General features: G+C 47.1%; 15 protein-coding genes and 2 tRNA genes. 10 read left to right on the top strand and 7 right to left on the bottom strand.

Annotated elements, in window-relative coordinates; translation table 11 throughout:
- The first annotated feature begins 37 nt into the window (after positions 1-37).
- From JXR92_RS15180 to JXR92_RS15190, 3 genes are read left to right on the top strand one after another with little or no spacing between them, the layout of a single operon-like run.
- Entirely contained in the window at positions 38-415 is a 378-nt protein-coding gene (locus JXR92_RS15180) for a VOC family protein (protein ID WP_117600350.1), read from the top strand.
- Between the two features lie 29 nt (positions 416-444).
- Positions 445-630, top strand: a complete 186-nt coding sequence (locus tag JXR92_RS15185; RefSeq protein ID WP_008664928.1) for a hypothetical protein — start codon at positions 445-447, stop codon at positions 628-630.
- A complete protein-coding gene (locus JXR92_RS15190) occupies positions 627-1,364 on the top strand; it encodes a class I SAM-dependent methyltransferase (protein ID WP_138345361.1) in 738 nt (245 codons plus the stop codon). The genes JXR92_RS15185 and JXR92_RS15190 overlap by 4 nt, the downstream gene beginning before the upstream one ends.
- Before the next feature lie 74 nt (positions 1,365-1,438).
- Here JXR92_RS15190 and JXR92_RS15195 read toward each other — a convergent pair whose 3' ends face one another.
- The 4 genes from JXR92_RS15195 to feoB all read right to left on the bottom strand — a co-directional run bounded on the left by JXR92_RS15195 (position 1,439) and on the right by feoB (position 4,931).
- Complete coding sequence (locus tag JXR92_RS15195; RefSeq protein ID WP_016274283.1) at positions 1,439-1,975, bottom strand: TlpA family protein disulfide reductase; 537 nt, start codon at positions 1,973-1,975, stop codon at positions 1,439-1,441.
- Between the two features lie 129 nt (positions 1,976-2,104).
- Positions 2,105-2,176 (bottom strand) — tRNA-Cys (locus JXR92_RS15200).
- Between the two features lie 68 nt (positions 2,177-2,244).
- On the bottom strand, positions 2,245-2,460 hold the full coding sequence (locus tag JXR92_RS15205) for a hypothetical protein (protein ID WP_370293441.1): 216 nt from the start codon (positions 2,458-2,460) through the stop codon (positions 2,245-2,247).
- Positions 2,460-4,931, bottom strand: coding sequence for a ferrous iron transport protein B (gene feoB, locus JXR92_RS15210; RefSeq protein ID WP_138345554.1), 2,472 nt, complete (start codon positions 4,929-4,931; stop codon positions 2,460-2,462). The genes JXR92_RS15205 and feoB overlap by 1 nt, the downstream gene beginning before the upstream one ends.
- Before the next feature lie 461 nt (positions 4,932-5,392).
- Here feoB and tilS point away from each other — a divergent pair, with 461 nt between their 5' ends.
- Positions 5,393-6,661 carry a tRNA lysidine(34) synthetase TilS gene (tilS, locus tag JXR92_RS15215; RefSeq protein ID WP_138345556.1) on the top strand — a complete coding sequence of 423 codons (1,269 nt, stop codon included), beginning with the start codon at positions 5,393-5,395 and terminating at the stop codon, positions 6,659-6,661.
- Positions 6,662-6,664: 3 nt separating this feature from the next.
- On the opposite strand, the gene JXR92_RS15220 is transcribed toward tilS, so the two are convergent.
- A complete protein-coding gene (locus JXR92_RS15220; RefSeq protein WP_057253123.1) occupies positions 6,665-7,498 on the bottom strand; it encodes a 4Fe-4S binding protein in 834 nt (277 codons plus the stop codon).
- A gap of 292 nt (positions 7,499-7,790) precedes the next feature.
- Between JXR92_RS15220 and rho the strand changes: the two genes are divergently transcribed.
- The 6 genes from rho to JXR92_RS15250 all read left to right on the top strand — a co-directional run bounded on the left by rho (position 7,791) and on the right by JXR92_RS15250 (position 15,831).
- A complete protein-coding gene (rho, locus tag JXR92_RS15225) occupies positions 7,791-9,854 on the top strand; it encodes a transcription termination factor Rho (RefSeq protein WP_138345558.1) in 2,064 nt (687 codons plus the stop codon).
- A gap of 289 nt (positions 9,855-10,143) precedes the next feature.
- The gene (ffh, locus tag JXR92_RS15230; RefSeq protein WP_117965352.1) at positions 10,144-11,466 is read left to right on the top strand and encodes a signal recognition particle protein; all 1,323 of its coding nucleotides are present in this window, start codon (positions 10,144-10,146) and stop codon (positions 11,464-11,466) included.
- Between the two features lie 11 nt (positions 11,467-11,477).
- Entirely contained in the window at positions 11,478-12,359 is an 882-nt protein-coding gene (gene folD, locus JXR92_RS15235) for a bifunctional methylenetetrahydrofolate dehydrogenase/methenyltetrahydrofolate cyclohydrolase FolD (protein ID WP_009038180.1), read from the top strand.
- A gap of 7 nt (positions 12,360-12,366) precedes the next feature.
- Positions 12,367-13,512, top strand: coding sequence for a CapA family protein (locus JXR92_RS15240; protein ID WP_138345559.1), 1,146 nt, complete (start codon positions 12,367-12,369; stop codon positions 13,510-13,512).
- A gap of 90 nt (positions 13,513-13,602) precedes the next feature.
- Positions 13,603-13,676, top strand: a tRNA-His gene (locus JXR92_RS15245).
- A 460-nt stretch (positions 13,677-14,136) separates the two neighbouring features.
- Positions 14,137-15,831 (top strand): B12-binding domain-containing radical SAM protein, encoded by a 1,695-nt coding sequence (locus JXR92_RS15250; protein ID WP_138345561.1) that lies wholly within the window; start codon positions 14,137-14,139, stop codon positions 15,829-15,831.
- Between the two features lie 61 nt (positions 15,832-15,892).
- Here the strand turns inward: JXR92_RS15250 and JXR92_RS15255 are convergent, their stop codons facing one another.
- On the bottom strand, positions 15,893-17,395 hold the full coding sequence (locus JXR92_RS15255) for a glutamine synthetase family protein (RefSeq protein WP_138345563.1): 1,503 nt from the start codon (positions 17,393-17,395) through the stop codon (positions 15,893-15,895).
- Between the two features lie 141 nt (positions 17,396-17,536).
- A complete protein-coding gene (locus JXR92_RS15260) occupies positions 17,537-18,538 on the bottom strand; it encodes a beta-ketoacyl-ACP synthase III (RefSeq protein ID WP_138345565.1) in 1,002 nt (333 codons plus the stop codon).
- Positions 18,539-18,603 lie beyond the last annotated feature (65 nt).

Consider the following 18,603-nt stretch of genomic DNA (forward strand, 5'->3'; position numbering starts at 1 on the left):
ACTATAAATTGTAAATAATCAAATCAGAAATAAACAAATGGAAATAAAAAGTAAATTCGACCATTTTAATATCAATGTCACCAACCTGGAACGTAGCATCGCATTCTACGAAAAGGCACTGGGGCTGAAAGAACATCATAGGAAAGAGTCGTCCGACGGCTCTTTCACTCTGGTCTATCTGACCGACGGCAGTACCGGCTTTCTGCTGGAACTGACCTGCTTGAAGGATCACCCACAAGCCTACGAATTAGGAGAGAACGAGAGTCACCTCTGCTTCCGCGTATCCGGCGATTACGACGCCATACGCCAATACCATAAGGAAAACGGATGGGTATGTTTCGAAAACACAGCAATGGGACTGTACTTTATCAATGACCCGGATGACTATTGGATTGAGGTATTGCCGGAGAAATGATATTCTACTTTATTAAAACAACGAAATATATGAGTATAGAAGAAGCGATGATGGGTGGTATTGTCTTCAAAGGCAAAAAGGACAAACCTAAAGAAGAAAACAAGATAAAGACCAAAGCCAAGAAGAAAACCTACATTACCGGGCAACACGGTTCCGCCTCAGCCAAAATGAAAGCAGAAATCCGCCGCAAACGCGCTAACAGACATAAGAAATGATAAATACAGCCTTATTGCCTGCCGACAAGGACCCGATGGGCGCAGCCATAGCCGATTACTTCAAACGGCATAAAGCCGACCGCCTACGCGTGTTCTCTTCACAATTCGATGAGGACGAAATTCCCGTCGAAGAGCTATTCCGCACAGAAAAGCAAATGCCCTTGCTGGAGCGTACTGCTCTGCAAATGGCAACCGGAAGGATTCTGGATGTGGGTGCCGGCAGCGGTTGCCATAGCCTTGCCCTGCAAGAAGCCGGAAAAGAGGTCCATGCCATCGACATTTCCCCGCTTTCCGTGGAAGTGATGAAGCAGCGAGGTGTGCGTAGCGTGTCACAAACCAATCTGTTCAATGAACACTTTGCCGATGAATACGACACTATCCTGATGCTGATGAATGGTTCCGGCATTATCGGAAAGTTGGAGAATCTGCTTGATTTTTTCCGGAAGATGAAGCTGCTGCTCCGGCCTGGAGGCTGCGTTTTAATGGATTCCAGCAACCTGAGCTATCTGTTCGAAGAGGAAGATGGCAGTATTGTTATCGACCTTGCCGGTGATTACTACGGAGAGGTAGACTTCCAGATGCAATACAAGAATGTCAAAGGAGACTCCTTTGACTGGCTCTACATCGACTTCCAAACCCTGAGCCTTTATGCTGCCGAAAACGGCTTTACTGCAGAACTGGTGAAAGAGGGTACACATTATGACTATCTTGCCAAACTATCCCGACAAGCATAAAATGAAGTGCCCCCTAAAGGTTAGACAAAAACTTTTAGGGGGCACTTCGTTTTTTTATATCTTGCCTATGCCTGCTATTCAGAAAGCATCCCGTCAATCTCCTTCACCAGAGAAGCAAATTCTTCAGGGTTATACAAACGTGTCAGCTTCACAATACGCCCTTCCTTATCAATTAGGACATTGCGTGTGATGCCTGCCTTGCGGAGCGCATACTTCGCAAATATATCCGCTCCCGGGTCCAGACCCAAAGGATAGGTCACTCCGGTTGACTTACCAAAAGCAATCACTTTCTCCAACGGCTCGTCACGGTCAATGCCAATCAGCATAAAATCCGGATTCGACTTATGCTTCAGCCAAATATCCTTCTCAATGAAAGGCATCTCCTTACGGCACACTCCACACCAGCTTGCGGTAAACTGCAACATGACCACCTTCCCACGAAGTTCCGAAAGGGTAATGCTTTTCCCATCCGTCAGCTTCACTGTAAAATCAGGAGCCATCTCCCCTACCTTAACGATGTAGCCGGTACTGTCCGCCACTACATCCTGTGCCTTGCCTGCCATGCTGCACATAGCAAACAGACAGAAAATCAGAAATCCTACTTTTTTCATTTTATTCAATCTTTAATAAGTAAGCTGTAACTATTCAGCGAATGATATTTTATAGAATGGGCAAACAATTCCCTATAACAAAAAACTCCGAAACACTTTTAAAAAGCAGTTTCGGAGTTTTATTCTTCGAGGTACCTGGCAGATTCGAACTGCCGTACACGGTTTTGCAGACCGCTGACTAAGCCACTCATCCAAGGTACCGGTTCTTACAAGAACTCTTTATTTCTTGTTTGCGGATGCAAAGGTAGCACTTTTTTTGAAACTACCAACTATCCGCAACAACTTTTCTTCTTTTTTTTCGTCACTCCACTGCACTCCGCACGCTTCTTATCATACAAATTCTTTAGTTCACAGCCACTTGCACAGCTATCACACGGATTACCATTTTCTTTGACCCGATGAAAAAAAGAATAAATACTCATGCCAATCCGCACAGCGCAGAGCAACAACAATAAGGCTACTACCCACTCCTGCCAACTATTCATCATAAAAACAGACCTCCTATCTGATAAATTGCAAAAGACATCAGCCAGGCCAGCGCAGTAGTATAAAGCCCCGCAAACACGGCCCACTTCCAACTGCCCGACTCCCCTTTAATGGCTGCCAACGTGGCGATGCACGGAAAATAAATCAGCACAAACACCATGTAGCCGAAAGCCACCAGGGGCGTTATTGGAATGCGTTCGCTCAAGCTTACGGCATCTGCCTCGGCATCGTCGGCATAAAGCACTCCGAGCGTGCTTACCACCAGTTCCTTGGCACCCACGCCGGAAAGGATGCCAATACCCAGTTTCCAGTCGAATCCTAACGGTTCGATGACCGGTTCCATGGCTTTACCAATCCGACCGATGTAGGAATTTTCCTGCTGTTCCGTCACACTTTCATATTCATCGTGGTTGGGATAATATCCCAATGCCCAGATAACGATGGATGCCACCATAATGATACCTCCCATCTTGCGGAGATACTGCGCTCCCTTCTCCCACGTATGGCGGAAGATGGCCTTGGACGTCGGCATACGATAAGGCGGCAGCTCCATGACGAACGGTGTATCGTCCCCTTTCACCAGGAAGCGGCAGAAAATGCGTGCCATGAGCACTGCCAACAGAATACCGATGGCATAGATTACCAACAGCACAAAGCTCGCATTGTTCGGGAAGAAGGCGCCTACCAGCAATAAATAGATGGGCAGACGGGCGCTGCACGACATCAGCGGGTTGATGAGCATCGTCACCAGACGGCTCTTGCGGTTCTCGATGGTGCGCGAAGCCATGATAGCGGGAACATTGCAGCCAAAGCCCATAATCAGCGGAATGAAGGACTTTCCATGCAGCCCCATTTTATGCATAATCTTATCCATAATGAAAGCGGCACGTGCCATATAGCCTGAGTCCTCCATCAAGGAGATGAAGAAATAGAGCAACAGAATATTCGGCAGGAATACAATGACACCTCCCACACCCCCGACAATGCCATCCACCAGAAGGTCTTTCAGCGGTCCTTCGGACATGTTGTCGCGTATCAGGTCACCCAATTCGCCTACCAGCCACTCAATCCCCTGCATAGGATAGTCGCCCAGCACAAAGGTGCCTTCGAACATCAGATAAAGGAAAAGGAAGAAAATGGGATAGCCCCATACGCGGTGGGTAACGATTGAGTCTATGATTTGAGTGGTACGCGACGTATCCTGATGATTGTCCACATAGGTCTCGCGCAGGGCACCGGCTATAAAACCATACTTGGCGTCGGTGATGGCCTGCTCGCTCTCCTCGTTCATCACCTCGGCAATCCGTGCCTCTTCCCGGTCGCGGACGGCAAGAATTTCCTTTCCGTTGGGCAGCTCCTCCACAATCTTTTTCAAGTCTCCGTCGTTCTCCAGCAGCTTGATGGCAAGGAAACGCGTGGAATATTTGTGACGGATGTTCTCATTGACGCTGATGACGCGCTTCACCTCCTCAATGCTACGCTCCAACTCTGGACCGTGATTGATGTGGATATGGCGGAAAAAGCCGCGCGGCTGTTCCACCTCTTCTTTATGGCTGCCGAAATCATGGTCGGGAACATACTCCTGATGCCAGCTGCGAAGGTCATTCAATATCTCGCTGCGTATCCTTCCTTTATGGTCGAGGAAATCGCACCCTTCGTAAATATTGATAATCACATGAAACAGCTGTTCGATGCCCTTCCCGCTACGGCTGACCGTAGGCAACATCGGGACTCCGAACAACTGGCTGAGCTTTACATAATCCAGCGTGTTTCCACTAGCTTCCAGCTCATCGTACATGTTCAGTGCAATCACCATGCGCACGTTCATGTCAATCAGCTGGGTGGTGAGATAAAGATTGCGTTCCAGATTGGAAGAGTCCACAACATTGATAATGATATCCGGTGTTTCATTAATGATGTGCCGACGAACATAGATTTCTTCAGGGGAGTAGGCCGAGAGGGAATAGGTTCCGGGAAGGTCGACAATACGGAAATGGTAGCCCTGGAAGTCAAAATACCCCTCCTTGGCATCTACCGTAACGCCACTGTAATTGCCCACATGCTCGTGCGAACCAGAAGCGATGTTGAAAAGAGAAGTTTTACCACAGTTGGGATTTCCCACCAAAGCCACATTTATGGTGCGGCGTTTGCCGAGGGCCAGTTGCTTCAGCTCATCTTCGCCCAAATGCATGTTTTCGCCCAGCCCCTCGTGGTAATCGGGCTGCACAGCCTGCTCCTTGGCTTCCTGCTCACTGATAATCTCTATCATCTCAGCCTCCTGCCAACGAAGAGAAATCTCATATCCCATTACTTTGTATTTGATAGGGTCACGTAACGGAGCATTCAGCAAGACCTCCACTGTTTTACCTTTAATAAATCCCATTTCCACAATCCGTTTGCGGAAACCACCGTGTCCCAGCACTTTTACGATTACACCTTTTTCACCGGTATTCAATTCGGACAAACGCATAGTCTTTCTGCCTTTCTTTTCTATTTTAGGGGCAAAGATAATACTTATGTCCGCAAGGCACAAATAATTTAGAATGTTTTTAAATAAGCAGACACAGTTCTTTCCTTTAAAGGTTTTACCCCCCTTAACTCCTATAAATGAAAGAGCCGTGATAAGCGAAAGAGAAAAGATTGAACCATCATTTAATTCCCCCAAAAGATACTAAACAACAATGCCCAAAAGGCAGAACACTATTTCCAGAGATACTAAATCGTAACATCACCACATCTTTGTTCTTTTCTTACCACTTGTGGTAAGAAAAGAACAAAGATGTGGTATGCATAAAACACAGCTGTGGTAAGATTAGCTTTTAGCAAATACGACCTTAGCCGATAAAGATTCTGAAAATAGATACTTGCAGATGTGGCAATAAAAATCGTTTGCACTATCTTTGCACTACTCTATAGTCGAATAAGTTGAATATGCAGAAGGTAGTACAATACATCGAACGCCACAAACTCTTCTCGCCGGACGACAAGATACTTGTGGCACTGAGTGGCGGGGCGGACTCCGTGGCGTTGCTGCGCCTGCTCCTCAGCCTGGGATACACATGCGAAGCCGCCCATTGCAACTTCCATCTGCGCGGAGCGGAATCCGACCGCGACGAGCACTTTGTACGCCAGCTCTGCCTGGAGCACCGGGTGACGCTGCACACCGTCCATTTCAACACAGAGCGGGAAGCAAAGGAACGGCATATCTCCATCGAAATGGCTGCAAGGGAATTGCGCTACGCGTGGTTTGAAAAAACAAGGGAAGCATGCAGTGCAACCGTCATTGCCGTCGCCCACCATCAGGATGACAGTGTGGAGACATTGCTGCTCAATCTGATTCGCGGTACCGGCATCAACGGATTGCGGGGCATACGCCCCCGAAACGGACATATAGTCCGTCCCTTGCTCTGCCTGGACAGAAAGGAAATCACCGATTATCTGGAAAGTATCGGGCAAGCCTACGTGACAGACAGCACCAATCTGCAGGACGAATATACCCGCAACAAAATACGCTTGAACCTGCTTCCCATGATGCAGGAGATAAACCCCTCCGTCAAGGAAAGCATCCTCAAAACGGCAGAGCATCTGGACGATGCGGCCTCTATATATAATATAGGTATAGAAGAAGCCAAACTGCGGGTCAAGACATCGGAAGGCATAAGTATCAACGCCCTGAAGCAAGAAGCGGCATCGGAAACGGTCTTATTTGAGATCTTGCATCCGCTTGGATTCAACGCCGCACAAGTAAGGGACATCTGCCGGACATTGGACGGACAGCCCGGCAAAGTCTTTACTACCCCCGGCTGGCGTGTCATCAAAGACCGCGGCTCGTTGTTGATAGAACCCGTACAAGAAGCCGTAAAGCCGCTACTGGAAATAAAAGAGCATCCCTATACACCGGATTTCATTATTCCACGCGACAAAGCCACCGCCTGCTTTGATGCCGACAAACTCAAGCATCCCCTCTCGCTGCGCCTTTGCAAGCAGGGAGACAGTTTCGTGCCCTTCGGCATGAAAGGACGGAAGAAGGTAAGCGACTACCTGACCGACCGCAAGTTCTCCCTTCTGCGCAAAGAACGGCAATGGGTACTTTGCTGCGGAGATGACATCATCTGGCTGGTGGGAGAACGGGCGGACAACCGTTTCAGAATAGACGAAAAAACCCGGAAAGTGCTGGTTGTATCAACCATCGACCAGTAGCCATCACAGAATAATTCTGTCCTCCTTCTGTTTCTTGAAGCAATCGGAAAGCAATACGGCAAACGGCGTGTCATACGTGCGCGCCTTCTGCGGACAGCCTTTCACACAAGCACAACATTTGATGCATTTCTCTGCAACCGTATTGCACTCGTCTCCTTTTATAATGGCTCCTGCAGGACAATGCTTCACGCAATATCCGCAATGCGTACAACGTTCCGCATCCACTTGCGGAGTACGGGGCATAGGCACCCCACTCTTACGCAACTTGACGACTCTGCGCAAAAAGCGGAGCAACGGGAAGAAAGGCTGGCGCGGACGCTGGATACGGGTCACATCCACCCCATACAGTTTCTCCATATCTTCGGCCGCCGCAATTTTAGCACGTATCTTTTCACCAAAAAGCTTTGCATACTCCAAGTCGTCCGCATCCGGACGTCCGGCTGCCACCGGATATTTCTCACTGCTATAAGAGTGCTCTCCTACAAACGTAGCACCTGCAATTACCTTGAAGCCCAACTTCGTGACAAAAGCATCCAATTCCACCAAAGCCTTCTCATAGGCCCGGTTGCCGTACACCACCACAACCACGGCAGGTGCACCGTCAGCATGAAGCTCCTTCATCCGCTCCAATGCCAAAGGAGCCACATGGCCGCCATATACGGGCACCGTGATGACCGCCAAAGCATGGGAAGGTACCTCCCTTTTACCCGCCGCCTCCAAGGTGAGGTCCACTTTGGAGACAGACGAAATTCCCGTTCCGTGAACAATTGCCTCTCCCACTTGTTTAGAGGTACAAGTAGGTGAAAAAGTTATCAACTGTACTTCATCTATATTCATAAACCAATCCTTCATGTTGTTGTTAATACAGCAAAGATAAAGTTTTAAATTTAAAAAAAAGATGATTTGTTTATGAAACCAAAAATATTTATTACCTTTGCACCGTTGAAACATTCTGCGACTTCTTGCTGTGGCGAGAATTGTTTATCAGATTTCCGGTTCAATAATAAATATCCCATATAAATCATATATCACAAGGTAAACTTGCCCAAGTTGCTTCCTACAACAACTGCAACTGTGCACTTATGCCTTTCAATAAAAGTAAATTTTAAACCATTCACATATATACTGTATGTATAACATCATTCAACTGAACGACAAAAATTTGTCGGAACTACAAACTATTGCCCAAGAACTGGGTATAAAAAAAACAGACTCACTCAAAAAAGAAGAACTTGTTTACAAGATACTTGACGAACAAGCTATCGCAGGCGCTACCAAGAAAGTTGCCGCCGACAAGCTGAAGGAAGAGCGTAAAGGGGAAAAGCAAAAACGCTCGCGCGTCACTGTCAAGACCGTAAAAAAGGAAGGTGCCGACAAAGTGTTCTCAGCCAATAAAAACGGAGACCTCACCAAAGCCAAAACAGAGGAAGCACCGGCTGCGAAAGAACAACCCAAAACTGTGGAAGCACCCCAAGAACCGACCCTAGAAGCTGCAACGCCGGCGCCAGCCAAAGAAGCCGCCGCACCCAAACGCAAACCGGGACGCCCCCGCAAGGTAAAGGAAGAGACTGCCGCACCCCAAGCAACGGAAACCCCGAAGGTTGCCGAACCGGAATTGAACTTCGAGGCTAAAGCTCCGAAAACGGAACCCCAAGCGGAAGCTAAAAAAGTGGAAGCTAAAAAAGCCGTGAAGAATATCGTACCGGACGAAAGCCCTATTCTGGCCGAGGCGGCAGATGACTTCATCCCCATTGAAGACCTCCCCACAGAAAAGATAGAGTTGCCTTCCGAACTTATCGGTAAATTCGAAGCGACCAAAGCAGAAACTCCCGCAACTCCCACTCCTGCCGTTGCCCCTGCCGAACTGCAACCGCAACAGCCACAACGCCCACGCCTCCGTCCCCGTGACAACAACAACCCATATAATAATAACAACAATAATAACCGTACCGGTGGCTATAACCAACAGCGCCCCGTGCAGCAGCGCCCTGCACAACCGTATAACAACGGAGAGAACTATCCCGCCGCTCCGGAACGCAAACCCGTAATAGAACGCGAGAAGACGTACGAATTCGATGACATCCTCACCGGAACCGGTGTACTGGAAATCATGCAGGATGGCTACGGCTTCCTCCGTTCCTCCGATTACAACTATTTGTCCTCACCGGACGATATTTACGTATCACAATCACAAATCAAATTGTTCGGCCTGAAAACCGGTGATGTGGTAGAAGGCGTAATCCGTCCCCCGAAAGAAGGCGAAAAGTACTTCCCGCTGGTAAAAGTATCCAAAATAAACGGACGTGACCCGGCTTTCGTACGCGACCGCGTACCGTTCGAGCACCTCACCCCCCTCTTCCCGGACGAGAAGTTCAAGCTTTGCAAAGGTGGATACTCCGACTCTATGTCGGCCCGTGTCGTAGACTTGTTTGCCCCCATCGGTAAGGGCCAGCGTGCCTTGATTGTGGCACAGCCCAAAACCGGTAAGACCATCTTGATGAAAGACATTGCCAACGCCATTGCCGCCAATCATCCGGAAGTCTACATGATTATGCTGCTCATCGACGAACGCCCGGAGGAAGTTACCGACATGGCGCGTACCGTCAATGCGGAAGTAATCGCCTCTACCTTCGACGAACCGGCAGAACGCCACGTGAAGATTGCCGGCATCGTCCTTGAAAAAGCAAAACGCATGGTGGAATGCGGACACGATGTTGTCATCTTCCTCGACTCCATCACCCGCCTGGCACGTGCCTACAACACCGTATCCCCGGCTTCCGGCAAAGTGCTTTCCGGTGGTGTGGATGCCAACGCATTGCATAAGCCCAAACGCTTCTTCGGTGCAGCACGTAACATCGAGGGCGGCGGTTCACTGACCATCCTTGCCACTGCCTTGATTGACACCGGCTCGAAGATGGACGAGGTTATCTTCGAAGAATTCAAGGGTACGGGTAATATGGAGTTGCAGCTCGACCGCAACTTGTCCAACAAGCGTATCTTCCCGGCTGTCAACATCGTTGCCTCCAGCACCCGCCGCGATGACCTGCTGCAAGACAAGCAGACACTGGACCGCATGTGGATTCTCCGCAAGTACCTTGCCGACATGAATCCGATAGAAGCCATGGACTTCGTAAAAGACCGTCTGGAGAAGACCAAAGACAACGACGAATTCCTGATGAGCATGAACAGTTAACAATAACTGCATACAGATATTGTACAAAAGCTTCCATTTACGTCCATAAACGTAGGTGGAAGCTTTTTTATATCCGTTTTTTCATACATAGAAAATAAGTAAAAAGCCCTCAAAAAACAGAATAATATAGATAATTATCAGTGCCCTGACCGGCACTTCCATTCTTTTCGCCCATCCACTGCAAGTCTTCAATAATATTCTGCTTCAAAAGAAGGCAGTTAAAGGGATTTTTTGTACTTTTGCGCCTCAATAAGAGTAATTTGTAATTTAGTAATTGTAATTAGATACTATGTTCGATAATTTAAGCGAGAGACTTGAAAGGTCGTTTAAAATTTTGAAAGGTGAGGGCAAAATCACCGAAATCAATGTTGCGGAAACCCTGAAAGACGTACGTAAGGCACTTTTGGATGCCGATGTGAACTATAAGGTAGCCAAAAACTTCACCGATACCGTTAAGGAAAAAGCCTTGGGACAAAACGTGCTGACAGCCGTTAAGCCCAGCCAGCTGATGGTAAAAATCGTGCACGATGAACTGACCCAGCTCATGGGCGGCGAGACTTCTGAAATAAACCTCGACTCCAAGCCTGCCATTATCCTAATGTCCGGTTTGCAAGGCTCCGGTAAGACAACTTTCTCCGGAAAGCTGGCCCGCATGCTGAAGAGCAAGAAGAACAAAAAGCCGTTATTGGTGGCTTGTGACGTATACCGTCCTGCTGCCATCGAGCAGTTACGCGTACTGGCTGAACAGATTGGCGTACCTATGTACTCGGAACCGGACAGCAAGAATCCGGTAGCCATTGCCCAAAATGCCATCCAAGAAGCCAAAGCCAAAGGCTACGACCTTGTAATTGTCGATACAGCCGGTCGTTTGGCAGTGGATGAGGAGATGATGAACGAGATTGCCGCCATCAAGAAGGCCATCAATCCGGACGAAATTCTGTTCGTAGTGGATTCAATGACCGGTCAGGATGCAGTGAACACCGCTAAGGAATTCAACGAACGGCTCGACTTCAATGGTGTAGTATTGACCAAACTGGATGGTGATACCCGCGGTGGTGCCGCCCTTTCTATCCGTTCGGTGGTAAACAAGCCCATCAAGTTTGTAGGTACCGGTGAAAAGCTGGATGCCATAGACCAATTCCATCCCTCACGTATGGCCGACCGTATCCTCGGTATGGGTGACATCGTATCTTTGGTGGAACGTGCACAGGAACAATATGACGAGGAAGAAGCCAAACGCCTGCAAAAGAAGATTGCCAAGAACCAGTTCGACTTCAACGACTTCCTGAGCCAGATTGCACAAATCAAGAAAATGGGTAACTTGAAGGAACTTGCCTCCATGATACCGGGCGTAGGCAAAGCCATCAAGGATATAGACATTGACGACAATGCCTTCAAGAGCATTGAAGCCATTATTTACTCCATGACTCCGGAAGAACGCAGTAATCCGGCCATTCTGAACGGTTCACGCCGCCAGCGCATTGCCAAAGGTAGCGGTACGAATATTCAGGAAGTAAACCGCCTGCTGAAACAGTTTGACCAGACCCGCAAGATGATGAAGATGGTAACTGGCAGCAAGATGGGCAAGATGATGCCGAAATTAAAAAGATAAGATAATAGCCTATGACACTGATTGATGGAAAAGCAATTTCAGAGCAAGTAAAGCAAGAGATTGCAGCAGAAGTAGCCGAAATAGTGGCTCGTGGGGGTAAACGCCCGCATCTGGCCGCCATTCTTGTAGGACACGATGGAGGTAGCGAAACCTACGTTGCCGCCAAAGTAAAAGCATGCGAAGTTTGCGGATTCAAGTCCTCCCTTATCCGTTACGAGGCAGACGTTACCGAAGAGGAACTGCTTGCCAAAGTACGCGAATTGAACGAGGATGCAGATGTGGACGGTTTCATTGTACAGCTTCCCTTGCCCAAACATATCTCTGAGCAAAAGGTGATTGAAACCATCGACTACCGTAAGGATGTGGACGGTTTCCATCCCATCAATGTGGGACGGATGTCCATTGGTCTTCCCTGCTATGTATCCGCTACCCCCAACGGTATCCTTGAACTGCTGAAGCGCTATCAGATAGAAACTTCAGGCAAGAAATGCGTGGTATTGGGACGCAGTAACATTGTCGGCAAACCCATGGCTGCCCTGATGATGCAGAAAGCTTATCCCGGCGACGCCACAGTAACCGTATGCCACAGCCGCAGCAAAGACCTGGTAAAGGAATGCCAGGAAGCGGACATCATCATTGCTGCGTTGGGACAACCGAACTTTGTTAAGGCGGAAATGGTCAAGGAAGGTGCTGTCGTTATTGATGTAGGTACTACCCGTGTGCCCGATGCCTCCAAGAAATCCGGGTTCAAGTTGACCGGTGATGTGAAATTCGATGAAGTAGCTCCTAAATGTTCATTCATTACCCCCGTACCGGGAGGCGTAGGTCCGATGACCATCGTTTCCCTTATGAAGAATACATTGCTTGCCGGCAAGAAAGCAATCTACCAATAACAACGTCATGAAAACGCTCGTCGTCTTCATGACTGTCTTACTGTATAGCGTAACCCTTTCCTCCCAGGAAAGGATTACGCTATTATTTGTCGGTGACCTGATGCAGCACCAGGCACAAATAGACGCAGCACATGTATCTGAAGGAAAATATGACTACTCCTCCTGCTTCTCCCTCATAAAAGAGCAAATATCCCAGGCAGACCTCGCCATAGGAAATCTGGAAGTCACATTGGGGGGCAAGCCCTATCGGGGCTATCCTATGTTCAGCGCCCCCGATGAATATCTTCAAGCCATAAAGGACGCCGGATTCGATATTTTACTGACAGCCAACAACCACTGTCTGGACCGTGGGAAAAAGGGGATGGAGCGTACCATACAATTGCTCGACTCCTCCGGTATTCGTTACGCAGGCACCTACAAGAATCTGTCGGAGCGCAGGCAACGCTATCCCCTGTTCATCAACAGAAACGGCTTTCGCATTGCCCTACTCAACTATACTTACGGCACCAATGGTATCAAGGCTACCTCTCCCAATATCGTAAACTATATTGATAAGAATACCATCCTGCAAGATATCCAAAGTGCCAAGGCACGCCAACCGGATGCCATTATTGCCTGTATGCATTGGGGAGAGGAATATCAGTCCCTTCCCAACCGTGAGCAACGCGAACTGGCCAACTGGTTGCTCCAACAAGGCGTAACACATATTATCGGTTCACACCCTCACGTCATTCAACCAATGGAACTACGTACCAACGGTACCGAACAGCACATCATAGTCTATTCCTTGGGAAACTTCATTTCCAATATGAGCAAGGCCAACACTGACGGCGGCCTCATCTTCACTTTGCAGTTGGAGAAACATCCTCTCCCCCAACCCATCCGTCCCTCTTACATCGGTCAGAGTCAGACGCCCCTGCCAGACTCCAATCCTCTGCCTTTTCCATACTGTCGTGTTTCCTATTGTGGATATAATCTGGTCTGGACCGGCCGGCCGGAACTTACTAAAGAAAAAAATTACATTCTTTATCCTGCCAGTTTTCCTACAGAACATTTAACTCCGGAAGCTCGTAAACACCTGGGAATCTTCGTCAAAAGCTCTCGAAAGCTGCTCCAGCAGCACAATATAGATATCTACGAGAAGAAAAAATAATGCAGAAATCTCAAAAAATTTCGTCTCATTCTTTGCAATATTAAAGATTATCCCTATCTTTGCACCGCATTTAAGAAATGCACTAACATGGTGGCTGTAGTTCAGTTGGTTAGAGCGTCAGATTGTGGTTCTGAATGTCGTGGGTTCGAGTCCCATCTGCCACCCGCAAAGAAGAGGAAATTCGAAAGAATATTCCTCTTTTTTGTTATTGTCCAAACAATTCCCCTCAAAGGGAGGCAACGTGGAATCAATGTAAAAAATTGTAGGGATACTCCTCACAGAGTATCCCTACATCATAGGAAGGAATCAATTACCTAAACCAGTTCTTGTACAAAAGAGTTTACTTTCTCAAAATGTTCAAAATAGCTGGAAACTTATTCCGATATTTTGCATTCTGTATCAATCACACTTAATAGCACTTCCTTCCTTACTTTATCAAGCCAGTGATAAGATAACCCTTTATCACCTCATAGAAATAAGAATACAAAAGAAATATTTCATCTTTCAAAAAACATTCTATACCAACACTCTACTATTTTCGATTTCCGTCATGCAAATATAACCCTTTTTGTTTATACGAAAAGCAAAATCAGTTATCTTTGCAAAGATGAAACTCAATTAAACATGAAAATTCTTTGGATAGACCTCAATAGCTCGTATGCACACTCTTCGTTGGCACTCCCTGCACTGCACGCACAAATAGCAAAGAACAATTCCGTAAAATGGGAAATCGTATCTGCCACCATCAATGAAAACGTAGGAATGATTGTCGACGAAATATACCGGCACCAACCCGACATCATTGCCGCAACGACATGGTTGTTCAACCACGAACAACTGTTGCACATCACGGCGAGATTAAAAGCATTGCTTCCCAATAGCTGCTTCATTTTGGGCGGACCTGAATTCTTAGGAAACAATGAAGACTTTCTGCATAAAAACCCTTTCATCGACTGTGTATTCAGGGGAGAGGGAGAAGAAGCATTCCCCCAATGGCTGTCTTGCTGGAACCAGCCGGAAAAATGGGACAGCATTCCGGGGCTTTGCTATATGAATCCTCAAAAGCAATATATAGACAACGGCATAGCCCGTGTACTCAACTTTTCCCGACTCGTACCGCCGGAAAACAGCAGTTTCTTCAACTGGAGCAAACCATTCGTACAACTGGAGACTACCCGAGGCTGTTTCAACACATGCGCATTCTGCGTCAGCGGTGAAGAAAAACCGGTGCGCACACTGTCCATTGAAAGTATCCGTGAACGCCTTCAAATTATCCACAGCCATGGAATAAAAAACGTACGCGTCCTCGACCGGACCTTTAATTATAATCCGCGCCGTGCTAAAGAATTACTGCAACTTTTCCTGGAATTCAACCCGGACATATGCTTTCACTTAGAAATACACCCTGCACTATTATCCGAAGAGCTGAAAAATGAATTGAAAAAGCTACCTAAAGGATTGCTCCATCTCGAGGCCGGTATTCAAAGCCTGCGCGAACCGGTCCTCCAAAAAAGCCGTCGGATGGGAAGCCTGGAGGACTCACTGCAAGGTCTTCGTTTCCTATGTTCCCTACCCAATATGGAAACACACGCCGACCTCATTGCCGGCTTGCCTCTATACCGCCTATCCGAAATATTTGAAGATGTGCGTACACTTGCCGGATACAATGCCGGCGAGATACAGCTTGAATCCCTGAAGTTACTTCCCGGCACAGAAATGAGAAGAAGAGCGGAAGAACTGGGCATCCGATATTCTCCTCTCCCCCCTTATGAAGTGCTTCAAACAAATGAAATCAGTGTCAACGAGCTTCAAACAGCCCGGCAACTGTCACGTCTTCTGGATGGATTCTATAACACAACTGCTTGGCAAGCCATCACCCGCAAGCTGATTCTGGATGACAACGACTTCCTACGTCGCTTTCTGGAATTTTTAATCGATAAAAATCTTATAGACCAGCCCATGAGCCTGGAAAAGCGAGGTCTCGTACTCTATGAATTCTGCAGTATGCATTATCCGGCCTATAAAATCATGGTCACCATTGCCTGGATAGAGGCTGGCATGTCATTAAAGAAAAAACCAGCAGAGAAAGTCAAGACCAAGCGCCAGATGCCACCGGAATATTGGGAAGTCATCTATGGAAACTACAAAGAAAGCCTCCGCTTATGTTTTCTACCCATTGACGACAATACCCAAAATGGTTATTGGTTCGGCTTCGAATCGGAAATACAAAAAGCAGAACCAGTATTCAAAGCCAAAGGAATAATGGAGAGGTGTCAAAATACACAATCACCGCAGATTAACACAGATAAAAGTTCCTGATTATCAGAAATTCTATAGCAATCTGTGTAACCTGCGGCGAGTTATGCCCTCATTTCTTCTCCTATCCGCAGTGGAAATACTTCTCGACCAGTTTCAGCATCTCCTCCGGACTGTCTTGTATCTCTGCACGCAAGGTTCTATCCTCGTAAGAACGCAGTTTAGAGATAACCCCATCAACCATTGCAGGACTGAACACATGGTATTGTTCAAAGACAGCACGCTGTCTTTCCAAGCAATCGGCAGAAGCGGCACAACTATCAGGAAGCTGTTCCAGTTGTTTCAACTTATCTTCATTTTCTTTCTTGTGGATATTTACATTGACATATGTTTTTTCTGCAATTCCTAAAGCATCGTCTATCTCAAATCCATAACGGCAAGCTACAGCAAGTCCGGCAATCAATTGATACAAATCGGCCGAACCGTCAGGCGAACGCATTTCCACCGTCTGTTTCTGTGTAGTATCATAATGACTTGGGGTCTCCAACGGATTTGCCAACATGCACATATCCGTTTTTGCCGACCAGCCCAACGGAACGCGTACCAATACCGAACGGTTGCGGTCGCCCCAGCAAATGTTGGTCGGTGCTTCCTGATGAGGAACCAGACGAAAATAGGAAGTAGGATTTGTATTACCGAAAGCCGTAATGGAAGAAGCCAGCTTCATCATGCCCGCAATGGCCTTACGGGCTGTTTCAGAGAGTACCCCATCTTTCAGCATCTGGTTCTGCCCGTCCTTCATGATACGCATATGTATATGCAATCCGGAACCGGCTTTTCCTGCCGTGATTTTCGGTGCAAAAGTAATGTTATATCCATACTGGCTAGCCAGATTACGGATAACCCATTTTGCTATCACCAATTGGTCAGCAGCCTCCTCGGCACGCACCGGCAGGAATTCTATTTCATTCTGCTCATAAATCTTATCGTCCAGCGTAAAATTACCGACTTCAGAATGCCCATACTTTATCTGTCCGCCTGCCTGCGCAATATATGACATACATTCCGTACGGAAATCATTGAACTTGGCATAAGGGGCCGATTCATGATAACCACGTTGGTCGGTAGCCGGGAACAATCCGTCATTTTCAGAAATTACATAATATTCCAATTCTCCCATAGCCTGAAATTCCATCCCCGTAACCTCAGTAAATGCCTGACATGCCTTACGCAGGGTATATTCCGGAGAACTTTCCAACGGTTCACCATCCTTATTAAAATAAGAACAGAGCATTGACAACGTGGGCAATTCAGAAAAAGGATCTATAAAAGCGGTCCGGAAACGCGGCACTACATACAAATCACTGCTACCGGCCTCTATAAACGGAAACAAGCTGGAACCGTCTACGCGTTCACCACATGTAAGTATGGCATCAAGGTATGCCTCATTATTGATGACAAAGTTCAGTGTCTTCAGTCTCCCGTCTGCCGCAGGATACATGAAGTTCACCATACGAATGTCGTTCTCCTTTATATAGGAAACAATGTCTGCTTTCGTAAATTCGGAAGCCGGTTTTTGAAGGGCAGCCACCAATAGATTGGGGCTCATGGATAATTCCTGGTTCATAATACGCTGATTGTTTTTAGTTTTCTATATGGTTAACAAAACACATGCAATTTTCTGTCACAATAAAAAACTGCTGTTTCGCAAAGATACTAAAAGTTGTATCAGAAAAAAAACAAACAACCTAAATCTTATCAGAGAGCCTCAACCTTTTCCGTCGTATCCCCACTTCACGTAAATAGCCCCCCAAGCAAATCCTGCTCCGAATGCTGTAAAAATCAGTTTATCCCCCTTTTTCAGCTTATCCTCGAAATCCCATACACACAATGGAAGCGTGCCGGCACTTGTATTTCCATACCGTTCTATATTGACCATTACCTTTTCGGGAGATACTCCCAAGCGTTGCGAAACAGCAGTAATTATACGCATGTTTGCCTGATGGGGAATCACCCAGTCAATGTCCTCCTTCGTCAAGTGATTCCTCTCCATGACCGCCTCACAAGCATCCGCCATATTGGCCACAGCATATTTAAAGACTGTACGTCCTTCCTGATAAATATAATGCATCCGATTGTCCAGTGTATAGTAAGATGGAGCACATACGGAGCCTCCCGCTTTGATATGTAAAAAAGGCAGACCTTTCCCGTCTGTTCTCAATACGGCATCCATTACTCCCATATCCTCCCGGGTGGGTTCCAGCATGAAAGCAGCAGCACCGTCACCAAAAATAGGACAGGTAGCGCGGTCTGTATAATCAATCACCGATGACATCTTATCAGCTCCTACTATGACAACCTTCTTATATTTTCCGGAACGTATGAAATTCGCCCCCGCCTCCATTGCATACAGAAATCCACTGCAAACAGCCTGCATGTCAAAAGCAAAAGCATTGTTCAGGCCCAATTTGTCACATAAGATGGACGCGGTAGAAGGAAAGTGATAATCGGGAGTGGTAGTAGCTACGATAACCAAGTCAATGTCATTCGGGCTGGTCTTTGTGCGCTGCATCAGTTGTTTCACAGCCTTACGAGCCATATATGAAGTTCCAAGCCCCTCCTCATGCAAAATGCGTCTTTCCTTTATACCAATGCGCCCCATAATCCATTCATCATTGGTATCCACCATTTTAGATATTTCATCATTAGTCAAGACATAGTCCGGAACATATCCTCCAACTCCCGTAATCACTGCATTCAAATTCTCCATTAATCCTATCCAGTTTAGTGTAAAATCAGGAATAACCCTATTATAAATATGCTATCAGAATATCA

This window comes from Bacteroides parvus, assembly GCF_017309675.2.
Lineage (GTDB): Bacteria > Bacteroidota > Bacteroidia > Bacteroidales > Bacteroidaceae > Bacteroides > Bacteroides uniformis.